The following is a 21,511-nucleotide window of genomic DNA, read 5'->3' as shown; positions in this document are numbered from 1 at the left end:
ATGCCCGAGCCCTCGATGATCACCTCCGTCCTCGTCGCGAACCGCGGCGAGATCGCCTGCCGGGTCTTCCGCACCTGCCGTGAGCTGGGCATCTCCACCGTCGCCGTGTACTCCGACGCGGACGCCGACGCCCTGCACGTACGGGAGGCGGACACGGCGGTACGGCTGCCGGGGGCGGCGCCCTCGGAGACGTATCTGCGCGGCGACCTGGTGGTGGAGGCGGCGCTCGCCGCGGGTGCGGACGCCGTGCATCCCGGTTACGGCTTCCTCTCCGAGAACGCCGACTTCGCCCGGCAGGTGGTCGACGCCGGACTGGTGTGGATCGGCCCGCCGCCGGAGGCGATCGAGGCGATGGCGTCCAAGACCCGCGCCAAGGAGCTCCTCGGCATCGCGCCCCTGACGGACGTGTCCGAGGACGACCTGCCCGTGCTGGTGAAGGCGGCGGCGGGCGGCGGCGGCCGCGGGATGCGGATCGTACGGGAACTCGACCAGCTGTCGGGGGAGTTGGCAGCGGCTTCGGCCGAGGCCCTCAGCGCCTTCGGCGACGGCGAGGTGTTCGTCGAGCCGTACGTCGAGAACGGGCGGCACGTCGAGGTCCAGCTCCTCTGCGACACCCACGGCACCGCGTGGGCGCTCGGCACCCGTGACTGCTCCCTCCAGCGGCGCCACCAGAAGGTCGTCGAGGAGGCGCCGGCGCCCGGTCTGCCCGCGGCGCTCGAAGCGTCCCTCCTGGACACGGCCGTCCGGGCGGCGAAGTCCGTCGGCTACGTCGGCGCGGGCACGGTCGAGTTCCTGGTGGCGGACGGGCGGGCGTACTTCCTGGAGATGAACACCCGCCTCCAGGTCGAACACCCGGTGACGGAGGAGGCGTTCGGGGTCGATCTCGTCGCCCTCCAGCTCGCCGTCGCCGAGGGCCGCGCCCTGCCGCCGGAGCCCCCGGCCCCGCGCGGCCACGCGATCGAGGCCCGCCTGTACGCGGAGGACCCGGCGCGCGCGTGGGCCCCGCAGACGGGCGTCCTGCACCTCTTCGAGCTGCCCGGGGAGGGCGGGACCCGCCTCGACACCGGGTACGCCTCCGGGGACACGATCGGCGTCCACTACGACCCGATGCTCGCCAAGGTGATCGTCCACGCCCCCACCCGCGCGGAGGCGATCCGCAAGCTGGCCCATGCTCTGGACCGGGCCCGGATCCACGGCCCGGTCACCAACCGGGACCTCCTGGTCGCCTCCCTCCGGCACCCCGGGTTCGGGGATCCCGGGCTGCTCGACACCGGGTTCTACGACCGGAACCTCGACGCGCTCACGGAGACCCGGCCCGGCGAGGAGTACGCGGCCGTCGCCGCCGCCCTCGCCGAGGCCGCCGCCGGCAAGGGCCGGTTCGGAGGCGGTTGGCGCAACCTCCGCTCCCAGGACGAGACGCGGACGTACGGCGGTCACGAGGTCCGCTACCGGCCCACACGGGACGGCGGGTTCGAGGTGACGGCACCCGAGGGCGTCCGGGCGGTCTCGGCGACGCCCGACCGGGTGCGGCTCGAAGTCGCCGGTGTCGTCAGGGACTTCGACATCTCGGCGTACGGGGACGGCTCCGTGTACGCCGGACCGCACCGGCTCACCGTCCGCCCCCGCTTCACCGACCCCCGCGAGCAGACGGCCCCCGGCTCCCTGCTCGCCCCCATGCCCGGCACCGTCGTCCGCGTCGCGGACGGCCTCGCCGTCGGCGACCGCGTCACCGCCGGGCAGCCGCTCCTCTGGCTGGAGGCCATGAAGATGGAGCACCGCGTCATCGCCCCCGCCTCCGGCACGCTCACCGCGCTCCACGCCGCCCCCGGCCGCCAGGTCGAGGTAGGTGCCCTGCTCGCCGTCGTCTCGGACGACGCCACGACCGAAGCAGCACAGGAGGACCAGACCGTATGAGCACCATGATCGAAAGCGAAGAGCTCACCGCGCTCCGCGCTGCCGTCTCCGCGCTCGGCCACCGGCACGGCCCCGGCTTCGACCGGGCCACCCTGTGGGCGGAGGCCGGCAAGCTCGGCTATCTGGGGGTCAACCTGCCCGAGGAGTACGGCGGCGGGGGCGGCGGCATGGCCGAACTGTCCATCGTCCTGGAGGAGGCCGGCGCGGCCGGCGCGCCGCTCCTGATGATGGTGGTCTCGCCCGCGATCTGCGGCACGGTCATCGCCCGCTTCGGCACGGAGGAGCAGAAGCGGGCCTGGCTGCCGGGCCTTGCGGACGGCTCGCGGACGATGGCGTTCGGCATCACGGAGCCCGACGCGGGCTCGAACTCGCACCGGATCACGACGACCGCGACCCGCACGGAGGAGGGCTGGGTCCTCGACGGGCGGAAGGTGTTCGTGTCGGGTGTCGACATCGCCGACGCGACGCTGATCGTGGGCCGTACGTCGGACGCCCGGACGGGCAGCCTCAAGCCCTGTCTCTTCATCGTCCCGCGCGACGCCCCCGGCTTCCAGCGGCGGCACATCGAGATGGAACTCGACGCGCACGAGAAGCAGTTCGAGCTGACGCTCGACGAGGTGCACCTGCCGGCCGACGCGCTCGTCGGCGACGAGGACGCGGGCCTGCTCCAGCTCTTCGCGGGCCTCAACCCGGAGCGGATCATGACGGCCGCGTTCGCGATCGGCATGGGCCGGTACGCGCTCGCGCAGGCCGTGAAGTACGCGAAGGAGCGCCAGGTCTGGAAGGCCCCGATCGGCGCCCACCAGGCCGTCGCGCACCCGCTCGCCCAGGCGCACATCGAGCTGGAACTGGCCCGGCTGATGATGGCGAAGGCCGCGCACCTCTACGACGCGGGTGACGACATGGGTGCGGGCGAGGCCGCCAACATGGCGAAGTACGCGGCGGCGGAGGCCTGTGTGAAGGCCGTCGACCAGGCGGTCCACACGCTCGGCGGAAACGGCCTGACCAAGGAGTTCGGACTGGCCCGGCTGGTCACGGCGGCGCGGGTGGCCCGGATCGCCCCGGTGAGCCGGGAGATGATCCTCAACTACGTGTCGCACCAGACGCTGGGGCTGCCCAAGTCGTACTGACCGGCGGTGGGTCGCCGTCGGCCGGGGCGGCTTGCCCTCGGCCGACGGGACGCGTGCTCACGGGCGGGACGCGGTGCTCACCGGCGGGACCCGGCGCTCAGTCCTCGTAATCGCTGGTCGGGTGGCTGCCGTCGGTGAGGCCGACCTCGTCGATCCACCGGCGGACCGCCTCGCCGAAGTCCACCCGGCCGACGTCGTGGTGGGCGGCCACGAAGCGGCGGGCCGGCGGCTTGTTCTTCCAGTACCGCTCGTCGAGCTTCGCCTTCCGGAGGAAGATCTCGCAGCCGACCGCGTTGGTGTGGAAATGCAGTTCCAGCTCCTGCGGGCGGTTCTGCCCGGACCGCTCGTCGACGAGCAGGAGCCCCTGGGCGCGGTAGATGTGGTACTCGGTGCGGGGAATGTTCCCGGAGTGGATGCGCGAGGTCCGCAGGGCGTATCCCTCGGCGGCGAAGGCGTCGAGGACGGCCTCGTGCAGCGGCAGCGAGCCGATGTACACGGGGTCGTCGTCCGTCTGGGCCTTGACGCCCTCGGCCTCGACCTCGGTGTGGATGCCCAGGTGGACCCCGAGCTTCTGCCCCTTCACCTCGGTCAGGGGGGTCTCCCACTTGAGCCGGTGACGGATGGGGAGTCGCTTCTCCTCGCCCTTCTCCAGGGTGAAGTGGCCGCTCACCGAGGGATGGTCGAAGGTGTCGCCGCTGGATCCGTCACCGTCGCCTTTGTGGGCCACGGGCGCGTCGGTCACGAGCCTCAGCCGGATCGACTTCACCTCGACACGGCGGTCGGGTGCGCGCAGGACGAGTTCCCCGCTCAGGATGCCGCCCGGCAGTGCCGGTTCGGACTGCACGACGGTGTCGATCTCGAGCGGTATGCCGCCCATGCCCAGAAGACGCTTGAAGACCATAGGCGCAGGCTAGTCGTCCGATGACCTTGGAAGGGGCGGAAGTTCGGGCTCCGGGAAGGTCCGGGCGGGGCACGGGGTGCTGATACCGATCGCGTCTCGTCCTCCGCACACAGGGCTACCGGTTGTGAACATCCTGTGTACGATCCGTGCACCTCGCACACGCTCACACCCTTCGGGAGACGCACGTGTACTCGCCTCCGCCGCCGTTCCAGCCCGTTCCGGCCCCGCTGCCCGCCCGGCGCTGGTGGCAGCACCCCGCCCTGATCATCTGTCTCCTGGTCTTCCTCCCGCCGGTGGGCATAGCCCTGACCTGGACGAGCCGGTGGAGCCAGAACAAGAAGGTCGTCGCGACCGTCCTCGGCGCCCTCTGGTTCCTGCTGCTGCTCCTCAGTGACTCCCCGGACGACGCGAAGAACGACGCGAAGGCCACGGCGAAGCCGACGGCCACGGCGACGGTCACCACGCCGGCCCCGACCGCGACCCCGTCCCCCACCGCGTCGCCGACGGAGGAGACTCCGGCGATGCCCTCGCTCGTCGGCGGGAGCTACGCGGACGCCGAGCAGCTCCTCGCCGACAACCAGGGCCGGGCCGTGGCCGCCTACAAGGACGTGGATCTGCCCGCCGCGTACGGCACCTGGACGGTCTGCTTCCAGAGCCCCCAGGCCGGTGCGCCGGTCTCGTCGGCGGCGCCGGTGGTGCACCTGACGGCGCCGGGAGTCCCCTGCCCGAAGTCACCCGGCGAGGTGCTCCGCAAGCCCACCCCGAAGCCCGAACCGACCACCCAGCGGCCGAAGCCGAAGCCCACCCAGGTGCCGGTTCCGACGCAGGAGCCGACGCCCGAGCCCACCGAGGACGCCGGTGACGACGCGTCCTCCGGCGGCGGCAGCGTCTACTACCGCAACTGCACGGCCGTCCGTGCCGCCGGCGCCGCCCCCATCCGCGCGGGCGAACCGGGCTACGGCCGCCACCTCGACCGCGACGGCGACGGGGTGGCCTGCGAGGGCTGACACCCGGACACGCGAGGGCTGACACCCGGACCCGCGAGGCGCGGCCCGTCCCCGGCTCACGGGGGCGGGTCGTCGTCCTTCCCAAGAATCATGCATGCATGCTTGATTGTTTCCCCGGAGTGCTGACAGGGTCTCCCCAAGCCGTACCCCCACACGCGATCCTGGCGACCACCTTCCACCTCTCCCACCTCTCCAGGGGGCTTGCATGGTGTTCCACAGCGAGTACGAGGCCGTTTCCACCGTCTCCCTGCCGATCCACGACGCGGTGCTCGGCCGCGCGGCCGAGCGGGGCGACACCCCCGCACTGGTCGACGGTGCAGGGGAGTTCACCCTCACGTACGCACAGGTCGACGCCTTCCACCGGCGGGTCGCCGCCGGGCTCGCCGAGTCCGGGGTGCGGAAGGGGGACGTGCTCGCGCTGCACAGCCCCAACACCGTGCTCTTCCCGATCGCCTTCTACGCCGCCACGCGCGCGGGCGCCTCCGTCACCACCGTGCACCCGCTGGCCACCCCCGAGGAGTTCGCCAAGCAGCTCCGCGACTCCTCGGCGCGCTGGATCGTCACCGTCTCCCCGCTGCTCCCCTCCGCCCGCGCGGCGGCCGAACTCGCGGGCGGGATCGAGGAGATCTTCGTCTGCGACGAAGCGCGCGACGGTGTCCGGTCCCTGCAGGCCTTCCTCGGTTCCACCGGCCCCGTGCCCGAGACCGACGTCGACCCCGACGAGGACGTCGCCGCCCTCCCGTACTCCTCCGGCACCACCGGCGTCCCCAAGGGCGTGATGCTCACGCACGCCTCGATCGCGACGAACCTCGCCCAGCTGGAGCCGGTCATCCCGATGGGGCCCGGCGACCGGATCCTCGCGATCCTCCCCTTCTTTCACATCTACGGCCTCACGGCTCTCATGAACGCGCCCCTCCGTCAGGGCGCCACCGTCGTCGTGCTGCCCCGCTTCGAGCTCGACACCTTCCTCGGCGCCATCCAGAAGCACCGCATCAACGGCCTCTACGTCGCCCCGCCGATCGTGCTCGCCCTCGCCAAGCACCCGGCCGTCGCCGACTACGACCTGTCCTCCCTGGAGTACATCGTCAGCGCCGCCGCCCCGCTCGACGCGGCCCTCGCCCAGGCCTGTTCGACGCGGCTCGGGCTGCCGCCGGTCCTCCAGGCGTACGGCATGACGGAACTGTCCCCGGGCACCCACGTCGTCCCGCTCACCGCCCCGAACCCTCCGCCCGGCACCGTCGGCAAGCTGCTGCCCTCCACCGAGATGCGGATCCTGTCCCTCGACGACCCGTCGAAGGACGCGGCACCCGGCGAGGAGGGCGAGGTGGCCATCCGGGGACCGCAGGTCATGAAGGGCTACCTCGGCCGGCCCGACGCCACCGCCGCCATGATCGACGCCGACGGCTGGGTGCACACCGGCGACATCGGCCGGGTCGACGACGAGGGCTGGCTGTTCGTCGTCGACCGCGTCAAGGAACTCATCAAGTACAAGGGCTTCCAGGTCGCCCCCGCCGAACTCGAAGCGCTGCTCCTCACCCACGAGGGCGTCGCCGACGCCGCCGTCATCGGCGTCACGGACGCGGACGGCACCGAGATCCCCAAGGCCTACGTCGTACGCCAGGCGGCCGCGCCCGGCCTCACCGCCGAGGACGTCATGGCGCATGTCGCCGCCCGCGTCTCCCCGTACAAGAAGGTCCGCGACGTCGAGTTCATCGAGGCGGTGCCCCGGGCAGCGTCAGGGAAGATCCTCCGCCGAGAGCTCCGGGACCGGGACCGGGAGGCCCGAGACCGAGAGCTCCGAGACCCAGAGCTCCGAGACCGAGAGTTGAGGGACCGTACATGACCCTGGTCGCCGTCACCGAGGAGCGGGGGATCACCACCCTCGCCCTCGACTCCCCGGCCACCCGCAACGCGCTCTCCGCGGCGCTCGTCACCGAGCTCGCCGACGCGCTCACGGCCTGCGGCAAGGACCCCGCGGTCCGGGCGGTGGTGCTCACCCACAGCGGTACCACGTTCAGCGCCGGCGCCGACCTCAAGGCGCCGCCGAGCCCGTACGCCTTCGTGGACCTGCTCCGGCAGATCGTCGAGCTGCCGAAACCGGTCGTCGCCCACGTCGCCGCGGGCAGCCGCACCCGGGCCGGCGGCCTCGGCCTGCTCGGCGCCGCCGACATCGTCGTGGCGGGGGAGGGGGCCGACTTCGCGCTCACGGAGGTACGGATCGGGGTCGCCCCGGCCGTCATCTCCCTCACCCTCCTGCCGAAGCTGGAGCCCCGCGCGGCCGCCCGCCACTACCTGACGGGCGAGCGGTTCGGGGTGCCGGAGGCGATCGCCATGGGGCTCGTGACGGACCGGGACGACGCGCTGCCCGGCCTTCTCGACTCCCTCCGCGCAGCCTCACCGCAGGGCCTGCGCGAGGCGAAGAGGCTGGTCACCGCTAGAGTCCTGGAGACCTTCGAACGTGACGCGGAGGACCTGGTGCAGAGGTCGGCCACGCTCTTCGCCTCCGCCGAGGCGCGCGAGGGGATGACGGCCTTCCTCGAACGACGGGACCCCGCATGGCGGCTGTGACCGCACCCAAGCAGGACAGGAGCCGCGCCACCCGGCAGCGGCTCCTGGAGGCGGCCGTGTCCTGCCTGGCCGAACACGGCTGGGCGGGCTCCACGGTCGCCGTCGTCGCGGAACGGGCCGGCGTCTCCCGGGGCGCCGCCCAGCACCACTTCCCGACCCGCGAGGACCTGTTCACGGCCGCCGTCGAGTACGTCGCCGAGGAGCGTTCGAACGCGCTGCGGACCCTGCCCTCCCGCGACCGCCACGAAGCCGTCGCCGCGCTCGTCGACCTTTTCACCGGGCCCCTCTTCCGAGCCGCCCTCCACCTGTGGGTCGCGGCCTCCGGCGAGGACCAGCTCCGCGCGCGGGTGACCGAGCTGGAGGCCCGCGTCGGCCGCGAGTCCCACCGCATCGCCGTCGAGGTGCTCGGCGCCGACGAGTCCCGCCCCGGCGTCCGCGAAACCGTCCAGGGCCTCCTCGACATGGCCCGCGGCCTCGGCCTCGCGACCCTCCTCACGGACGACCGGGCCCGCCGCGAACGCGTGGTCGCCCAGTGGGCCCGGCTGCTGGACGAGGCGCTGGCCTGAGAAGCGGGCCTCGGCCCTACACTCCCGGGATCTCCCGTGCCCGGAAGGCGTCCCGTACGGCGTTCGCCGCCGACGTGCCGTACATCTTCTGTGCCGTCTCGACGGTCTTCCGGGCCGCGTCGCCGAAGCCGGTGTCGGGTGCGAAGCCGAACTGGGCGTTCACGATGATCCGGTCGGCCGTCCGGGCGCCGAGCGAGGTGCGGATGTCGAGGAGCGCGCGGGACCAGATCTCGCCGTCGGCGTGGACCTCGCCCTCGCGGTCGGCGTACGTCTTGGTGCCGTCGATCCGGCGGAGGCAGTGCGGCGCCTGGCTGTAGCCGGTCGCGTCCCAGTCGGCGACGCAGGCCGTGTCCGCCTTCATCGCCCAGCCGTACTTCTGGACGGCGTGGGTGCCGACCTGCACGGCCAGGTAGTCGCCGAAGGCCTCGCCGATCGCGCCGGCCTCGGGGCTCGTCCCGAAGCCGGGGACCTGTGCGTTGTGCACGGCGTGGCCGTACTCGTGCAGGATCACCTCGGCGTCCTCGGCGTCGTCCACCCCGCCCTTGCCGAAGCGGATCTCGTCCTTCTTGTCGGTGAAGAAGGAGTTGTCGGCGCCCCACTGGTTGAGCCGGACCGGCTGCACCCGGTCGTTGGCCCCGGGCAGCTCGGTGCCGAAGCCGAGTACCTGCAGGTACTCCTGTGCCTCGTTGACCCAGAAGTACGCCATGACCTGCTCGAACTGGTCGTCGGAGCGGTTGTACGCGGCGGCGGCCGCGACGGTGGCGGGCTTGCCCGTCTCGGACCGGACCGCGACCCAGCGGCCGGACAGGCCGCCGCTCGTGTCGAGGTTCCGCAGCGAGACGGTGGTGTACGCGGAGGCGGGGACGTCGCTCGCCGCGTCCTTGTGGTCGGTGAGGGACTGGTCGCCGGTGGCCTGGACCGGGTTCACCATGAAGACGCGGGCCTGGGGGAGCGGGGAGGCTGCCAGGGGGAGGGCGGAGGCGCCGGCGGCGGGCAGCAGAGCCACGGTGGCCGCCGTGGCGGCGGTGGCGACGGCTGCGGCGAGCAGGCCGCGGGACGGGCGGCGGGTCATGGACATCCTCCTGCGTAGGGATGCTGAGACGAGAAACTTGACGTGCGCGTGACACGGGTGGCGGCGATCTTCGCGCACTGCCGCCCTTTTGAACACCCCCGAGTCCCGGGCGTCAGGACGTGACCCGGATCACAGTCGTTCCCCCGCTCCCGCAGTACTGTGGTCGCATGCCCCTGCTCGTACGCCGTCGCCACGTGGACTTCGTCCGCGTCACGTCCATGAGCTGTCGCCGCTCCGCCTGACCCTCAAGGGGCACCACCAGCGCCCCCATCGGGTCCCTCGTTCAGAGCCCAAGCCGACCGGCACCCGTGGCCCCCGCCCCACCCTCGGCGGCCGCCCCGGGCACCCGTAGACCCCGCGGACGCACCCATGACTCGCAGCTCGTACTCCTCGCAGCTCCCCATCGTCGACCTCTCCGCCGCAGACCGTGACCCCCAGGCCCGGCGCCTGCTCCACGCCCAGCTCCACTCGGCCGCGCACGACGTCGGGTTCTTCCAGCTGATCGGGCACGGCGTGACCGAGGCCGAGACGCGGGCCCTGACCTCCGCGATGCACGCCTTCTTCGCACTGCCCGAGGCCGACCGGCTCGCCCTCGACAACATCAACTCGCCGCACTTCCGCGGCTACACCCGCATCGGCGACGAGCGCACCGCCGGTGCGCGCGACTGGCGCGACCAGCTCGACATCGGCGCCGAGCGGCCCGCGCGGACCCCCGCGCCCTGGGAGGCCCCGTTCTGGTGGCTCGAAGGCCCCAACCAGTGGCCCGAGGCCCTGCCCGAGCTGCGGACCGCCGCCCTCCACTGGATCGAGCGGCTCAGCGGGGTCGCCGAGCGGCTGCTGCACGAACTGCTCGCCTCGATCGGCGCACCCGAGGACTTCTACGACGACGTCTTCGGGCCGCGCGCCCACCCGCACCTCAAGCTGGTGCGCTACCCGGGCAGCAGCGGCGAGGGCGACGACCAGGGCGTCGGCGCGCACAAGGACTACGGCTTCCTCACCCTGCTGCTCCAGGACCACGTGGGCGGGCTCCAAGTCCAGCGCGAGGACGGGAACTTCCACGACGTGCCGCCGCTGCCGGGCGCGTTCGTCGTGAACCTCGGCGAACTCCTCGAAGTGGCGACCAACGGCTATCTGATCGCCACCAACCACCGGGTCGTCTCGCCGCCCGGGGCGACGGAGCGCTACTCGGTGCCGTTCTTCTACAACCCGCGGCTCGACGCCCGGATCACCCCGCTGGCCTTCCCGTACGCGGAGACCGCGCCCGGCGTCACGACCGACCCCGCGAACCCGCTGTTCGCCGAGTACGGCCGCAACGAGCTGAAGGGCAAGCTGCGGGCCCACCCGCTGACGACGGCCCGCCACCACGCGGACCTGCTGCTGCACCCGGAGGTGCAGCCCGCCCTGTCGTCCTAGGCGGTGACACCCGTGACGGCGGCCCTGACTGTGCGGGTCGGGCCGTCGCCGTGGGCGCGGGGCTCGGTCGGTCAGCCCGCGATGTCCTCGTAACCCTCGATCTCGCGCGGGTTCCGCTGTCCCGGCCCCGTGTAGCGGGCCGACGGACGCACGAGCCGGCCCGTGCGCTTCTGCTCCAGGATGTGCGCCGACCAGCCGGCCGTGCGCGCGCACGTGAACATCGACGTGAACATGTGGGCAGGGACCTCGGCGAAGTCCAGGACGATGGCCGCCCAGAACTCGACGTTCGTCGCCAGGACGCGGTCCGGGCGCCGGTTGTGCAGCTCCTCGAGAGCGGCCTTCTCCAGTGCGGCGGCCACCTCGTAGCGCGGGGCGTCCAGCTCCTTGGCCGTCCGGCGCAGCACGCGCGCGCGGGGGTCCTCGGCGCGGTAGACGCGGTGGCCGAAGCCCATGAGGCGCTCGCCCTTGTCGAGGGCCTGCTTCACGTACGCGGTGGCGTCGCCGGTCCGCTCGATCTCCTCGATCATGCCGAGGACGCGGGAGGGCGCGCCGCCGTGCAGCGGGCCCGACATGGCGCCGACGGCGCCGGAGAGGGAGGCGGCCACGTCGGCGCCGGTGGAGGCGATGACGCGCGCGGTGAACGTGGAGGCGTTCATGCCGTGCTCGGCGGCGGAGGTCCAGTAGGCGTCGACGGCCTTGACGTGCTTCGGGTCGGGCTCGCCGCGCCAGCGGATCATGAAGCGCTCGACGACGGACTCGGCCTTGTCGATCTCGCTCTGCGGGACCATGGGGAGGCCCTGGCCGCGGGCGGACTGGGCGACGTACGAGAGCGCCATGACGGCGGCGCGGGCGAGGTCGTCGCGGGCCTGCTCGGCGGAGATGTCGAGGAGCGGTTTGAGGCCCCACACGGGCGCGAGCATCGCGAGGGCGGACTGCACGTCGACGCGGATGTCGCCGGAGTGCACGGGGATGGGGAACGGCTCGGCGGCCGGCAGGCCGGGGTTGAAGGCGCCGTCGACGAGCAGCCCCCAGACGTTGCCGAACGAGACGTGACCGACCAGGTCCTCGATGTCGACGCCGCGGTACCGGAGAGCGCCGCCTTCCTTGTCGGGTTCGGCGATCTCCGTCTCGAACGCGACGACTCCCTCGAGCCCGGGTACGAAGTCGGACATCAGGCGGCTCCTCTATCGATGATCGATCAACCGAGTGCTGGTCGATGGTGGGGATTCAACAGTCGTCCAGCCCAAGAGTCTGTACGGTTCCGATGATGCGGGGAAGCGTGACATCCGGCACACTGCGCCGATCCGGCGAGTAAGGATTGGCGGCACGCGGTGCCGGGCACACTGCGCCGCTGCGGCAGGATGGCCCCGTGACCGATCCTGTGAACGACGCCCTGGATCCCGCGGACATGCGCGAGCAGTACCGCACCACCGAGCTGTCGGCCGCCGACCTCGCACCCGAACCGATCGCGCAGTTCACCCGCTGGTTCAAGGAGACCGCCGAGAATCCGGCGATCCACGAGCCCAACGCGATGATCGTCTCCACGGCCACGTCCGACGGCCGCCCGTCCTCGCGCACGGTGCTCCTGAAGCACTACGACCGGGCCGGCTTCGTCTTCTTCACCAACTACGACTCCCGCAAGGGAGCGGAGCTGACGGCCAACCCGTACGCCTCGCTGCTCTTCCCCTGGCACCCGCTGGCCCGCCAGGTCATCGTCACGGGCCGCGCCGAGCGCATCGGCCGCGACGAGACGGTGGCCTACTTCCGCACCCGCCCGCACGGCTCCCAGCTGGGCGCCTGGGCGAGCCCGCAGTCCTCGGTGATCGCGTCCCGCGCGGAACTCCTCGCCCGGTACGGGGAGCTCGCCGCCCGCTACCCCGGCGACACGCAGGTGCCGGTCCCGCCGGAGTGGGGCGGCATCCGGGTCGTGCCGGACGCGGTCGAGTTCTGGCAGGGGCACGAGAACCGGCTCCACGACCGGCTGCGGTACGTCCGCGAGGGCGGCCCGGACGGCTCGGCGGGCGAGACGTGGCGGGTGGAACGCCTGGCGCCCTGACCGGCGCACATGCCGTCGGCGTAGGCGCTCCCGTGCTCCTCCCGTGCTCCGTCCCGCGCCCGTATCGGAATGCGTTTCCGCGATGCAACGATTTCGGAGAACGTGATGTGCTCTGCGTCACGTTCCAGTTGAATGGCGGCAGCATGGGGGGTGCCGGGATGAGTGCTTTCACGGGGTCCGCGAGCGCGACCGCTTCCGTTCCCGGGGCGGGGGCCGATCTTCTGGCCGCGCTGCTCGACGGGATGGACGCGGCGCTCTGCGCGTTCGACGCCGACGGGACGGTCACGCACTGGAACCGCGAGGCCGAGCGGATCCTCGGCTGGTCCGCGGCCGAGGCGGTCGGCCGGCGCGGGTTCGAGGGCTGGGCGGCGCGCAGCGCCGACGCCGAGGAGACCCTGCAGCGGCTGATGGGGGTCATGAAGGGCCCCGGCCGGCAGGTCCACGAGCTGGCGCTGCTCCGCAAGGACGGCGGCCGGGTGCTCGTACGCAGCCAGGCCGCCGGCGTACGCGGGGCGGACGGCAGCCCCGCGGGGGTGTACTGCGCCTTCAGCGAGGTCCACGTCCAGCTCGACCTGGAGCGGTCGGTGGCGCTCAGCGAGGCGCTGTTCGAGGACGCGTCCTGGGGCGTCGTCCTCGTGGACGCCGACCTGCGCCCCGCCATGGTCAACGGCCACGCCGCCCGCGCCTTCGGAACCGGGCGTACAGCCCTGCTGGGGCGCCCGCTGGGTGATGTCGTGGTGCACGGCGCGGAGGAGCTGGAGGCCGCCCTGCAGCACGTCCTTGCGGAGGGCACGCCGTCGGCGCCCGCCGAGGTGTGGGTGACGCTGCGGACGTCCGACGGGGAGCGGCGCCGGTGCTGGCGCAGCGGCTTCCTGCTGCTGTCCTCGCCGATGGCGGAGGAGCCGGTGCCGCTCGGCGTGGCCTGGCTGTTCCAGGACGTCACGGAGGAGCGGCTCGCGGCGCGCGAGGCGGACCGGCTGCGGTTCCGTTGGAGCCAGCTGCACCGGGCCGGCGCGGCCGCCGCGGAGTGCGAGGACCCGGTGGAGGCGGCGGCGGTGCTGCTCGACTTCGCGCTCGCCGGGTTCGCGGACCACGCCCTGGTCGACCGGATCGCGGGCGAGCGGCGTCTGACCCGGGCCCTGGCGACCCCGGCGGGCGCGCCCGGCCCTTCGTCGCCGGTGGTGGGCGGCGGCATCCCGCTGCGGTACGGCCCGAGGCACCCGGCGCTGCAGGCCTGGGACCGGGTGGGCACGGTCCGCGCGAGCGCGGGCCGCACGGCCGAGGTGTGGGCGGAGGCCCACCAGTGGCCCTCCGACGCGGCCCACGCGGTCTGCGTGACGCTGCGCTCCCGGGGCCGCACCCTGGGGGTGGTGACGTTCCTGCGGGCCGCGTGCCGCCGGCCGTTCGAGCGCGAGGACGTGGTCTTCGCGGAGGCGGTGGCGTCGAGGGTGGCGGCGGCCCTGGACCTGGGGGAGCGGGCGGAGGCCTAGGTCCAGGCCCTTGCCGGCAAGCCCCCCTGGCCCCGACGCCGATCGCCGGGCGGGGCCTGGTGCCGGGCGGGGCCTGGTGCCGGACCGGTCCCGGGGCCGGACCGGCCCCGTTCCCGGACCGGCGCTAGTGCTTGTAGAAGATCCGGTCGCCGTACTCCGTCATCACGCGGCCGTTCCACTCGTGGCCGCCGTCGACGTTCCCGGAGCGCAGCAGCGGCGGCTCGATGCCGCGGCGGACGAGGTCCTCGGCGGCGGCGGCCAGCGTGGCCTGCATGAGGGCGCTGGTGACGACGGTGGAGGCGGGCGCGAAGGGGGCCTCGATGCCCTCGTGGGTGAGCTCGGCGTCGCCGACGGCGATGCGGGAGTCGAGGACGATGTCGCAGTGGTCCTTGAGGTACGTCCCCGAGACGTGCCGTGACCTGGTCTCCGTCGCGTACGCCACCGAGGTGACGCCGATGACGGTGAGGCCGAGCGCGCGGGCGTTCATGGCCATCTCCACGGGCAGGGCGTTGCGCCCGGACAGGGAGATGATGATCAGGACGTCTCCGGCGGACGCGGGGGAGGAGTCCAGGACCGCCCCGGCGAGGCCGTCGACCCGTTCGAGGGCGGAGCCGAGCGTGGCCGGCATGACGTCGACGCCGACGACGCCGGGGACGACGAGCAGGTTCATGAGGGCGAGTCCGCCGGCCCGGTAGACGACGTCCTGGGCGGCGAGCGAGGAGTGGCCCGCGCCGAAGGCGAAGAGCCGGTTGCCGTTGGCCACGGCCTCGGCGATCGCGGCGCCGGCCGCGGCGATCTCGGCCGAGTCACCGTCGCGCACCTGCTGGAGCAGGCCGATCGCGGCGTCGAAGAACTGTCCGGCCAGCTTGCTCTCGCCCGCGCTGTCGCCCATTCCAGAAGCTCCTTCTCGTCGCCGTCGCGTCGTCGCGTCATGTCGTGGTCGTGCCCTGGTCCTGCCCCGGTCGCCGATCACGGTGCGGTCTGGACCATTGCTCTGTCAATACCGCCTTGGGCCGGTGCGGTCCGGTTGTCGGCTCGATGCGTCAGAATTGGTGCAGGGCCAGCGCACGACTCATCGAGGGGCACGTATGTCCGGACTGATCGACACAACGGAGATGTATCTCCGCACCATCCTCGAGCTTGAGGAGGAAGGTGTGGTCCCCATGCGTGCCCGGATCGCCGAGCGGCTCGACCAGAGCGGCCCAACGGTGAGCCAGACGGTGGCCCGGATGGAGCGCGACGGACTGGTGGCCGTCGCCAGCGACCGGCACCTTGAGCTGACCGACGAGGGCCGCCGCCTCGCCACCCGGGTCATGCGCAAGCACCGCCTCGCGGAGTGCCTGCTCGTCGACGTGATCGGCCTGGAGTGGGAGCAGGTGCACGCCGAGGCCTGCCGCTGGGAGCACGTGATGAGCGAGGCCGTGGAGCGGCGCGTCCTGGAGCTGCTGCGGCACCCGACGGAGTCGCCGTACGGGAACCCGATCCCCGGTCTCGAGGAGCTCGGCGAGAAGGCGGAGGCCGAGGCCTTCCTCGACGACTCGATGGTGTCGCTCGCCGAGCTGGACGCGAGCGAGGGCAAGACGGTGGTCGTCCGCCGGATCGGCGAGCCGATCCAGACGGACGCCCAGCTGATGTACACGCTGCGGCGCGCGGGCGTGCAGCCCGGCTCCGTGGTGTCCGTGACGGAGTCCGCGGGCGGCATCCTCGTCGGCAGCAGCGGCGAGGCGGCCGAGCTGGACGCGGAGGTCGCGTCGCACGTCTTCGTCGCGAAGCGCTGACGCGCTGGCAGCGTGTCCCGGCCGGCATCGCGTCCCGGCCGGCACCGCTGCTCGCGGGAAGGGTGCCCCGGTGGTCGTCGTCCTCGACGGCCACCGGGGCACCCTTCGGCGTCTCCGCCCGGGAGTCGGCGTTCGGTTGCGTCGTACGCGCAGGAGGACACGTTCGAGTGTCGTTTCCGGGCCAACGGCCCTTGTGCGCCCCGGTTTACGCCGGAATGGCTACGCCCGCGCCCTCGCCGTGCCACGCTGGGGCGAAGTGGTGCGATACGAGGGGTGGAGCGGTGCGAGACCGGGGAGGGGTGGGGGCGGTGCAGCAAGCGGATGCCGTGCGTCGGATGCCGCCCGCTCCGGCGATCCGTGCGCCCCGGACGGCAGAGGGCCCCGGCGCCTCGCGGCGCCGGGGCCTGTCCTCCCCTGTGCTGACCTGGAGCCCCGAGCTCTCAAGGTCAATCCCCTCGGACCGTTTTCCCCGAGCGGTCCGCCTCCCGTTCAAGATCTCCCCTCGGCAGCGGCCGTCAATCCTTGAGGCCTGTCACTCGAACGAGGGGTGTTGCGCGGCAGGAGCGCATTTTCGAATGCGAGTTCGATAGTCTGGCGTGGTTCGACGGCAAGAAGAGGGGGTGCCAGGGATGGCGCGACGACTCGACGTCACCGGGGCCGACGGCGTACGGCTGGCGGCCTGGGACTTCACGCCCGGGACCGCCCCGCAGGCCGGCCCCGGCGTCTTACTCCTCCACGGACTGATGGGCCACGCGGCCCACTGGTCCCGGGCGATCAGCCGCCTCGCGGAGGCGGCGACCCGCCCCGGCGCGATCCCGCATTCCCGCACCCACCCCCGCACCGTCGCCCTCGACCAGCGAGGCCACGGCCACAGTGACAAGCCCTCCGCCGCCTCCTTCACCCGCGAGGCGTACGTGGCGGACGCGGCCGCCGCTGTCGAGCAGCTCGGCCTCGGCCCGGTGACCCTCATCGGCCACTCCATGGGCGCCCTCACCGCCTGGCAGCTGGCCGCGGAGCGCCCCGACCTCGTCCACGCCCTCGTCATCTGCGACATGCGGGCCTCGGCGCTGGGCGCGGCCTCGCAGCGCGAGTGGCGGGACTGGTTCCGCCGCTGGCCCACCCCGTTCCCGTCGCTCGACGCCGCCCGCCGCTGGTTCGGCGAGGAGGACCCGTGGGTCGAGCGTCCCAACCCCGCCCGGGGCGCCTTCTTCGCCGAGGTGATGGCCGAGCACCCGGACGGCTGGCGTCCGGTCTTCGACCCCGAGCAGATGCTGACCTCCCGTGAGACCTGGGTGCACGACGCCCACTGGGAGTCGCTGGCCCAGGTCCGCTGCCCCACGCTGGTCGTCCGCGGCCTGGACGGAGAGCTGGGCAGGGCCGAGGCCCAGGAGATGGTCCGTGTGCTGCCGCACGGTGCGTACGCGGAGATCCCCGACGCCGGGCACCTCCTCCACTACGAGCACCCGGACGCCTGGCGCGAGGCGGTCGGCCCCTTCCTGAACGGCGTCCTGACCTCGTAGAAAGGGGTTCGACGGGCCGCCCGACGGCGAGGGGCCACCCTCCTGACGGACGCGCCGGCACGGCAAGGTACCTTCCCTGACGCGGCGCGTTCGAGGTCTTCTCCGCGCCGTCTCAGGGAGGATTTGCATGCGCACTTCAATGCTGCGGCGTCTGGCCACGGTGGTCACGGCGCTGGGGCTCAGCTCGGCCGGGCTCCTCGGCGCGGGCGCGGCACCCGCTCAGGCCGCGCTCGGCGACTGCCCGTCGGGCTACTTCTGTGCCTGGAAGACCGACAACGGCTCCGGGACGATGTACAAGACCAACGCGAGCGTGGCGACGCTCGGGACCTGGGACAACACGTTCCGGTCCGTGATGAACCGCACGAACAAGTTCGCCTGCATGTACGACGACGCCAACCACGGCCTCGACGGCGACGTCTTCGTCATGGACCCGAACCCCTCGGGCACCGAATGGGGCGGTCCCGGCAGCAACTCCGTCAGCTCGGTGAAGCTCGTCCCCACCGAGCGCGAGTGCGCCATGGACGCGTACCCGCAGTGGTACGCGACCCAGGCCCCCAAGGCCGGCGGCTTCGGCGACCTGAACGGCGACCGGACCTCGGACGTCCTCGTCCGCGACAAGGCCGGCCGTCTCTGGTTCCTGGCCGGTGACGGTTCCGGCAAGCTGGTCGGCGCGGGCGGCTGGAACGTCATGAACGCCCTCACCCGGCACGGCGACCTCACCGGAGACGGCCGCGAGGACGTCATCGCCCGCGAGAGCGCCACCGGAAAGCTGTGGCTGTACCCCGGCACCGGCACCGGCGCGCTCGGCGCCCGCAAGCTGATCGGCTCGGGCGGCTGGAACGTCATGAACAGCATCACCGCCTTCGGTGACCTGTCCGGCGACGGCCGCTCGGACGTCCTCGCGGTCGAGAAGTCCACGGGCAAGCTGTGGCTGTACCCGGGCACGTCCACCGGCACGCTCGGTGCGCGGAAGCTCATCGGCGGGGGCGGCTGGAACGTCATGAACTCCCTGACGGCGCCGGGCGACCTGAACGGCGACGGCAAGGCCGACCTGCTCGCCCGCGAGGCGTCCACGGGCAAGCTGTGGGTCTACCCGGGCAAGGCGGGTGCCCTCGGCACCCGCACGCTCGTCGGCAGCGGCTGGAACGTCATGGCCTCGTTCCTGGCCGTCGGCGACCACAACGGTGACGGCCGCAACGACCTGTCCGCGATCACGAACGGCAGCTTCGTCTCCCCCGAGCACCGCGGAGTCGGCGCGCTGGTCATGTACGCGGGCACGGGCACCGGCAAGTTCGGAGCGGGCTCGCCGGAGACCGACACCTGGTGGAACCTGAACGGCGCGTTCTGATCCACCGTCCTGACGGTCGAAGGCCCCCGCTCCCGGATCTCCCGGGGGCGGGGGCCTTCGCCGTACGCGCCTGTCCCGGGCGCCGCCCGGACGGGAGGGTGCCCGGACGGGGGGGTGCCCGGACGGGGGTGCCGTGCGGTGGGGAGACGGCGGGGGACCGGAGGAGGAGTGGTCGGTCCCGTTGCCGCCGCCGAACGATCCCTGGCACGGTGGAAGCGGGTGCGGCGGCGAGAGGAGTGGGATCGATGGCACGCAGGGCATGGGCCTGGAGCGTGGGTGGTGCGGCGCTGGTCCTCGTGGCGGGCGGGGCGTTCGCGCTGGGTGCCGCGTCGGAGGAGCCGCCGCCGGTGACGGTGCAGCCCGCGTCCGCTGCCGCGCGGGACATGCCGCAGACACGGGCCGAGGCGGTCACCGCGTGGACGGCGGAGCTGGAGAAGGCCGGGAAGGCGAAGCCCGCGGGGTGGGAGAAGCTGACGACGGACGAGATCAAGGACCGCTATCTGTCGCAGCACTACATCAACGCCCCGGACGCGGCGGACATCGATCCGGGGATGGTCAGGCGGGACTGACGGCACAGACGGGAGGCCCGCAGCCTGGTGGCTGCGGGCCTCCCGTGCGCGGGGTGTCCGGCGTCCGTGGCTAGCTGTTGATCTCGTTGATCACGGCCACGGCCTGGTCACCGTGCTCGGAGCCGAAGAGGTCGTCGTTCTTGCGTGTGACGTTGTCGTCCTCGGCCTCGTAGTGGGAGTTCGCGCTGACGAGCTGCCCGTCGGTGGTGAGGATCGGGCCGCCGCTCGCGCCCTTGCCCATGTCGCAGTCGACCTTGACCCGGTCGTCCAGCGGGTTCAGGTCGAACGCGTCCTCGGCGTTCCCCGTGCAGTAGAAGTGGGTGAAGGCGTCCATGTCCGTGCGGTGGAAGCCCTCGCCCGGGAAGCCGGAGTCGATGACGTCGGAGAAGTCCGACCCGGCCCCGAACCGGTAGCCGAGCGCGCCGACCGCATCCGACAGGGACGTGTACCCGGCGGGAACGGTCACCTCGAAGGCGGCCATGTCGGCGTCCTCGACGTCGCCGTCGGCGGTCCACTGGGTGGGCGCGACCTTCTTGGTGGCGACCCACTTGCCCCACGGAGCGTCGTACCCGTCCGGCACGGAGTCGTTCTTCCGGAACCCGGGCATGAACGTGATCTTCTCGTAGAACCCTTCGGGCCCGGTGCCGTCGCCGGGGTGAAGGCAGTGCCCCGCGGTCCACACCGTGTTTCCGGTGTTCGACACGATCGACGCACCGGAACAGCCGTGTTCCTCACCGGCCTTGTCGGTGAACACGATCTTCCCGGCGACGACGAAGGGGGCGTTCTGCGGGAACGGCACCTGCTGCGCCACCGGCATCTCGGGCACGGCCGTCGCGCCTGCCGTCGACAGGGTCGACCTGCTGCCCGCGGGGAGGACCTGCCGGGCCTCGGCCGTCAGACCGAGGTCGGTGTCCCGGGAGGCGGATCCGGTCGCCGCCCCGGAGGCCCTCGCGGCCCGGGCGGCCCTGGTGGCCTTGGCCGCGAACGCGGCCTCGTCCCTCTCCGAGTTGGCCAGGGCGCGCTTGATACGTGCGGGGGTCCAGAACTCGCGTACGGACGTGGCGTCCTCGGCCTGGCCGGCGACCGTCACCGCCGGCGCCTCCGGGGCGGGGCTTTCGGCCGCCGTGGCGGCGGTCGTGAGAGTGGCGGGGATCAGCGCCATGGCCAGCAGAGCGGCCGTGGCCGCCCTGCGGGGGGAACGTATATGCACGGGTGAGGTGCCTTCCAGTTGATGACCTTGGGCCTGTCGCGCCGGAGCAGTAGATCACAGCTCACCTGCGGGTTTCTGTGAACTTCCTGTGCCCGTACGGTGGTTGAGGCGGATTCCGGTCAATCTGGAGGGCGGAGTGCGGAGGGTTCCGGGGGTCGCCGGGCGGGCGGCCCCGTTCAGGGGCCGGTCAGTCCCACTGCTCGTCCCCGAGGGAGCTGACCGGCTGCGGCTTGCCGATGACGGCCAGGGCGATGAAGAAGTTGATCTGGCCGATCGCGATGGTCAGGGTGGCCAGTGCCTTCTCGTCGTAGTGCTTCGCCACCTCGGCGTACAGCTCGTCGGAGACGCGCTCCCGGCCGTGCGGGGCGGGCTGGAGGGTGGCCTCCACCAGGGCGAGGGCGGCGCGCTCGGCGTCGGTGAAGTAGGGGGCGTCCTGCCAGGAGGAGACGGCGGTGATGCGCTCCTCGGACTGGCCGGCCTTGCGGAGGAAGCTGGTGTTCAGGATCGTCAGGTAGGTGTTGCCGACGATCTGCCCGGCCCGCAGGTGGACGAGACTCATCGTGGCCCGCGGCACCGAACGGTTGCCGGTGGCCCGGAAGAGCGCGGCGCTGATGTCGCTCAACTCGGGTACGAAGTCGCCGGGGTTGGGCATCCGGGAGAGCGGGGCCTCGGTGGTGGTGGCGGTCGTGGTGGGGTTCGTGTCCGTCATCGCTGCTCTCCTTCGTGATGCCCTGGTCGGCGTCTTCACAGCACTGACGGAGCGCACCGCGGAGTTGTGACAGGTCTCCGGAATCGATTTCCGGAATCGAGCTGCGGTGTGGGCGCCCTCTCCTTCACCACCGCCGGCCACCGTCGCGGACGATCAGGACCTAGCTGTATTGACCCGCAGCGTTGTTGACGCGGCTGATCGGCGGGTGTCCTCCGAGTGCGGTGTGGCAGCGGTGGTGGTTGTAGGTGTGGAGGAAGTCT

19 protein-coding genes and 1 pseudogene are annotated in these 21,511 nt (G+C 72.5%); 13 read left to right on the top strand and 7 right to left on the bottom strand.

Features of this window, described 5'->3' with window-relative positions; all coding sequences use genetic code 11:
- Positions 1–15: 15 nt before the first annotated feature.
- Together ACZ4XX_RS37660 and ACZ4XX_RS37655 are read left to right on the top strand one after the other, a co-directional pair.
- Positions 16–1,914: an acetyl/propionyl/methylcrotonyl-CoA carboxylase subunit alpha gene (locus ACZ4XX_RS37660; RefSeq protein ID WP_468512324.1), complete on the top strand. Its 1,899-nt coding sequence runs from the start codon at positions 16–18 to the stop codon at positions 1,912–1,914.
- Positions 1,911–3,044, top strand: coding sequence for an acyl-CoA dehydrogenase family protein (locus ACZ4XX_RS37655; RefSeq protein WP_468512316.1), 1,134 nt, complete (start codon positions 1,911–1,913; stop codon positions 3,042–3,044). The genes ACZ4XX_RS37660 and ACZ4XX_RS37655 overlap by 4 nt, the downstream gene beginning before the upstream one ends.
- A 97-nt stretch (positions 3,045–3,141) precedes the next feature.
- Here the strand turns inward: ACZ4XX_RS37655 and ACZ4XX_RS37650 are convergent, their stop codons facing one another.
- Complete coding sequence (locus ACZ4XX_RS37650) at positions 3,142–3,945, bottom strand: sporulation protein (RefSeq protein ID WP_468512315.1); 804 nt, start codon at positions 3,943–3,945, stop codon at positions 3,142–3,144.
- Between the two features lie 185 nt (positions 3,946–4,130).
- Here ACZ4XX_RS37650 and ACZ4XX_RS37645 point away from each other — a divergent pair, with 185 nt between their 5' ends.
- From ACZ4XX_RS37645 to ACZ4XX_RS37630, 4 genes are all read left to right on the top strand, one after another.
- On the top strand, positions 4,131–4,952 hold the full coding sequence (locus ACZ4XX_RS37645) for an excalibur calcium-binding domain-containing protein (protein ID WP_468512314.1): 822 nt from the start codon (positions 4,131–4,133) through the stop codon (positions 4,950–4,952).
- Between the two features lie 205 nt (positions 4,953–5,157).
- Positions 5,158–6,795, top strand: coding sequence for an AMP-binding protein (locus ACZ4XX_RS37640; RefSeq protein ID WP_468512313.1), 1,638 nt, complete (start codon positions 5,158–5,160; stop codon positions 6,793–6,795).
- A complete protein-coding gene (locus ACZ4XX_RS37635) occupies positions 6,792–7,520 on the top strand; it encodes an enoyl-CoA hydratase family protein (RefSeq protein ID WP_468512312.1) in 729 nt (242 codons plus the stop codon). The genes ACZ4XX_RS37640 and ACZ4XX_RS37635 overlap by 4 nt, the downstream gene beginning before the upstream one ends.
- Positions 7,508–8,086 carry a TetR/AcrR family transcriptional regulator gene (locus tag ACZ4XX_RS37630; protein ID WP_468512311.1) on the top strand — a complete coding sequence of 193 codons (579 nt, stop codon included), beginning with the start codon at positions 7,508–7,510 and terminating at the stop codon, positions 8,084–8,086. Before ACZ4XX_RS37635 ends, ACZ4XX_RS37630 begins: the two co-directional genes overlap by 13 nt.
- Before the next feature lie 16 nt (positions 8,087–8,102).
- Here the strand turns inward: ACZ4XX_RS37630 and ACZ4XX_RS37625 are convergent, their stop codons facing one another.
- The gene (locus ACZ4XX_RS37625; RefSeq protein ID WP_468512310.1) at positions 8,103–9,158 is read right to left on the bottom strand and encodes a M4 family metallopeptidase; all 1,056 of its coding nucleotides are present in this window, start codon (positions 9,156–9,158) and stop codon (positions 8,103–8,105) included.
- Positions 9,159–9,527: 369 nt separating this feature from the next.
- Here ACZ4XX_RS37625 and ACZ4XX_RS37620 point away from each other — a divergent pair, with 369 nt between their 5' ends.
- Positions 9,528–10,571: an isopenicillin N synthase family dioxygenase gene (locus ACZ4XX_RS37620; RefSeq protein ID WP_468512309.1), complete on the top strand. Its 1,044-nt coding sequence runs from the start codon at positions 9,528–9,530 to the stop codon at positions 10,569–10,571.
- A gap of 71 nt (positions 10,572–10,642) precedes the next feature.
- Here ACZ4XX_RS37620 and ACZ4XX_RS37615 read toward each other — a convergent pair whose 3' ends face one another.
- Complete coding sequence (locus ACZ4XX_RS37615; RefSeq protein WP_266895064.1) at positions 10,643–11,743, bottom strand: citrate synthase 2; 1,101 nt, start codon at positions 11,741–11,743, stop codon at positions 10,643–10,645.
- 236 nt (positions 11,744–11,979) lie between these two features.
- Between ACZ4XX_RS37615 and pdxH the strand changes: the two genes are divergently transcribed.
- On the top strand, positions 11,980–12,627 hold the full coding sequence (gene pdxH / locus ACZ4XX_RS37610) for a pyridoxamine 5'-phosphate oxidase (RefSeq protein ID WP_468512323.1): 648 nt from the start codon (positions 11,980–11,982) through the stop codon (positions 12,625–12,627).
- A 158-nt stretch (positions 12,628–12,785) separates the two neighbouring features.
- A complete protein-coding gene (locus tag ACZ4XX_RS37605; RefSeq protein WP_468512308.1) occupies positions 12,786–14,117 on the top strand; it encodes a PAS domain-containing protein in 1,332 nt (443 codons plus the stop codon).
- A 124-nt stretch (positions 14,118–14,241) separates the two neighbouring features.
- On the opposite strand, the gene ACZ4XX_RS37600 is transcribed toward ACZ4XX_RS37605, so the two are convergent.
- Entirely contained in the window at positions 14,242–15,009 is a 768-nt protein-coding gene (locus tag ACZ4XX_RS37600; protein ID WP_468512307.1) for an SIS domain-containing protein, read from the bottom strand.
- A gap of 196 nt (positions 15,010–15,205) precedes the next feature.
- Between ACZ4XX_RS37600 and ACZ4XX_RS37595 the strand changes: the two genes are divergently transcribed.
- The 4 genes from ACZ4XX_RS37595 (at position 15,206) to ACZ4XX_RS37580 (ending at position 19,332) form a co-directional block, all read left to right on the top strand.
- Positions 15,206–15,895: a metal-dependent transcriptional regulator gene (locus ACZ4XX_RS37595; RefSeq protein ID WP_015035406.1), complete on the top strand. Its 690-nt coding sequence runs from the start codon at positions 15,206–15,208 to the stop codon at positions 15,893–15,895.
- Between the two features lie 629 nt (positions 15,896–16,524).
- On the top strand, positions 16,525–17,415 hold the full coding sequence (locus tag ACZ4XX_RS37590; RefSeq protein ID WP_468512306.1) for an alpha/beta fold hydrolase: 891 nt from the start codon (positions 16,525–16,527) through the stop codon (positions 17,413–17,415).
- 127 nt (positions 17,416–17,542) lie between these two features.
- On the top strand, positions 17,543–18,763 hold the full coding sequence (locus tag ACZ4XX_RS37585) for an FG-GAP-like repeat-containing protein (RefSeq protein ID WP_468512305.1): 1,221 nt from the start codon (positions 17,543–17,545) through the stop codon (positions 18,761–18,763).
- 245 nt (positions 18,764–19,008) lie between these two features.
- Complete coding sequence (locus ACZ4XX_RS37580) at positions 19,009–19,332, top strand: hypothetical protein (RefSeq protein ID WP_468512304.1); 324 nt, start codon at positions 19,009–19,011, stop codon at positions 19,330–19,332.
- Between the two features lie 70 nt (positions 19,333–19,402).
- Here the strand turns inward: ACZ4XX_RS37580 and ACZ4XX_RS37575 are convergent, their stop codons facing one another.
- The 3 genes and pseudogenes from ACZ4XX_RS37575 to ACZ4XX_RS37565 form a co-directional block, all read right to left on the bottom strand.
- Positions 19,403–20,542 (bottom strand): trypsin-like serine peptidase, encoded by a 1,140-nt coding sequence (locus tag ACZ4XX_RS37575; RefSeq protein WP_468512303.1) that lies wholly within the window; start codon positions 20,540–20,542, stop codon positions 19,403–19,405.
- A 187-nt stretch (positions 20,543–20,729) separates the two neighbouring features.
- Positions 20,730–21,251 carry a carboxymuconolactone decarboxylase family protein gene (locus ACZ4XX_RS37570; protein WP_468512302.1) on the bottom strand — a complete coding sequence of 174 codons (522 nt, stop codon included), beginning with the start codon at positions 21,249–21,251 and terminating at the stop codon, positions 20,730–20,732.
- 160 nt (positions 21,252–21,411) lie between these two features.
- Positions 21,412–21,511: pseudogene (locus ACZ4XX_RS37565) on the bottom strand (IS481 family transposase); the annotation flags it as partial.

Source organism: Streptomyces sp. NPDC029956 (genome assembly GCF_055574655.1).
The sequence above is the reverse complement of the archived record's forward strand: the minus strand, read 5'-3'. Positions and strand labels throughout refer to the sequence as shown.